Source organism: Acidobacteriota bacterium, assembly GCA_030949985.1.
In the GTDB taxonomy this organism is placed as follows: Bacteria; Acidobacteriota; Polarisedimenticolia; order J045; family J045; genus JALTMS01.
Genome location: JAUZRX010000043.1, coordinates 1 through 2,669 on the forward strand (window position 1 = coordinate 1; position 2,669 = coordinate 2,669).

Below are 2,669 nucleotides of genomic sequence, written 5' to 3' on the forward strand. Positions count from 1 at the left end.
CCGCAACACCTACGACCCCTACGGCAAGGCGGTGTCGCTGCCGTCCTGGCAAGGCGCCCCGGTCCCGGTTTCCTACGGCTTCACGGGCGCCCGCTGGGAGGAGTCCACCGGCCTGTACCTGATGCACCACCGCTGGTACGAGCCCTCCACGGGTCGCTTCATCGAGCAGGATCCCATCGGCGAGTCCGGCGGCCTGAACGTCTACGCCTACGTCGGCGCGAGCCCGACGATGTGGGTCGATCCGACGGGGCTTGCGCGGAGCGCCATGGGACAAATCAACGCTTGGCAGAGATACGCAGGTCTCTTCATGCCCACCGAGTACCAAGGGCCCGGTGGTTCCGGGCGTGCGGCGGAGTTCTTTAAAGCGACCCGGGACCGGCAAGCCCAGGAATTCTTCGATCGCGCGGACGCACGAATGGAGAAGGCGTTCGCTGAGGCAGCGGAGAAGGAACTCAAGGCGAAAGGAGAAAAGGACGCTGGTGAAGGGGACGACGCCGCTTCTGATGAGGCGAAGGCGGGCGCGACCGTTACGGGCCAGGGACGCCCGGCAGCTGAAGATCCGCGCGACAGTGCGGCCCTTGCCTCGAAAAGCGACGATCGCGGCGTGACCTTCAAAGGAACTGCCGGCGCGTTGAACAAGCTGGACTCGTTCATAGACGGAAAGCTGCCACCCTCGCAACAGGTGGACATCACACCGGCGGGAAAGTTGGCGATTCAGGAGACAGGAGTTTCCGGGTCTCCAACGGAAGAGCAGGCGGACTTCAGCGTATTCATTGATCGGATCGTCAACAAGTCGCCTGGATTCACAGTGAATGTCGTAGATCGGAGCCCGTTCGTTGCAATCGATAACTTCTCTTCAGGTGAACTCGATATCGGGGATATTCTCAGGATACGCGAGAAGGGGAAAGCTCCTTATCAGCTCGAAGCGTTCATGCACGGGGTCGCTGAGCAGTATTATCGGCAACTCGTAGAGGATCTAGCAACCTACAAGAAAGCTCATAATCACGTGCTGGACAACTGGAGTGTGGCTGGCTGGACGGCGCAGGATGGCGGTGGTCAACTCGTGCTTGACGGCCTCGGTCGATCGTCGGGGCAATGGCGGCGCGCGTATAAGAGGGGCAGCGAAACGGACGTCCTGACGATCTCGATTGTAAAGGGAGATGTCCAATGGTGAAGATGTCGCGGGGCTCCTCGACTGGAATGCGGGTGGTGGTGCTCGTCGTTGGTCTATCCGTGCTGGATGTATCCTTTTCTCCTTCCATGGCCAGCACCGCTGACGGCGGGTGGGGATACTGGGAAGAATGCATGGCGTGGCTTGGTCCTTACTACGAGCATGGTTCATTCCCCAGTGAAGCCGTGCTTCTTGAGGATCCTGATCGACAGGAGAGCGCGAGGGAATTCACCTTTCTCTGTAGTCACTTCTTTATCACCGTAGTTGGCATCTGGCGCGAACCGTACGGCAGGGATCGTCCTCAGGATATGCCCGAACGATGGCGGCTCTGGGCTGGCCGGCATTTTGCCGATGTGGACTTTAAGCGCGATCCCCGCTATGGAACCTGGGCGGCTGTACCGAGAAAGGCGTGCGTGGGAGGGCATGCGCAGGAGAGCGGGCTGACGGGTCGAATGTGGCTGGAAATGTACGACGATGGTTCGAGTGAGAATGCGGAGGTCATGCTGTGTCTCGAGAATCAAGATGAAATCAGCCTAGACTTCGCGTTGAGCACAGTCAGCGTTGAGGTCGACTCGGACGCACACATTGTCAAGCTCGAGCTTCTGTTCCGCCGGGATAAGATGAAGGCAGCCTTTCTATCCGTCGATCCGCTGACTGGAGAGCTTCCGACGCTTGGGTCTCGGGGTTCATGGTTCTATCGATTGGAGCCAGGCTCCAGTATGCTATTGATCAGGAGTCTGCGGCTGGAGGGTACGGTCGACCAGTGGTGTCTGATGGCTGACATTGCGGGCTATCACGCGGTTGACGCATACATCGAGTGTTTGCGAAACGGGCAGGTGCCGTGCGACGTAAAGGAGGGGACAGTGCACCTTGAAAGTGGAAGATGCGGAAACAGGGATCGAGAGCAACGTGACTCTGTAGAGGTCAATTGAACCTGCAACCAAGGTGACGATGATGCGTTGGCGTAAGCCGGATCGCCGCCGGAGACTCGGAAGCGCAGGAATACACCATGGACGAGTTGGGGCGCTTGGTGGATTTCAAGCAGGGGCTGTTGACGAACGGCACCCTGGATACCGGTGCGCTGACGACCCAGCACCAGTGGCGCCTCGACGAACTCGGCAACTGGCGCGAGCACAGGGGCGACCCCGCCGACAGCTTCCTCACCGCGAATCTCGACCTGGTCAACGCCTACACCGACTGGCCGGTGCCCTTCGACGACGACGGCGACGGCACCCCGGACGTCCTCGCCCGCAGCTACGACGCGGTTCGCGGGGTTCTCTACCACCGCGGCGAGATCGGCGGCGGTGAGAGCACCTACGTCCACGATCCCTTCGGCCGCCTCAGCCGGGTCCAGTGGGACACCGACGGCGACGGCACCCTCGACGTGGACCTGGAGTACGGCTACACCGCCGGCAGCCGCCTGGCCTGGCGCACGGACCACCTCACCGGCCGGACGGTGAAGTACGTCCACTGGTCGGGCCAGATCATCCTCGAGATC

At 60.9% G+C, this 2,669-nt stretch carries 3 protein-coding genes; all 3 read left to right on the top strand.

What is annotated here, in order from left to right:
* Nucleotides 1-1,174: RHS repeat-associated core domain-containing protein (locus Q9Q40_10055; GenBank protein ID MDQ7007564.1), on the top strand; the 1,174-nt coding region annotated here is incomplete at its 5' end.
* Complete coding sequence (locus tag Q9Q40_10060) at nt 1,168-2,103, top strand: hypothetical protein (GenBank protein MDQ7007565.1); 936 nt, start codon at nt 1,168-1,170, stop codon at nt 2,101-2,103. The genes Q9Q40_10055 and Q9Q40_10060, both read left to right, overlap by 7 nt.
* Nucleotides 2,104-2,180: 77 nt before the next feature.
* On the top strand, nt 2,181-2,669 hold a 489-nt coding region (locus Q9Q40_10065), incomplete at its 3' end, for a hypothetical protein (GenBank protein ID MDQ7007566.1).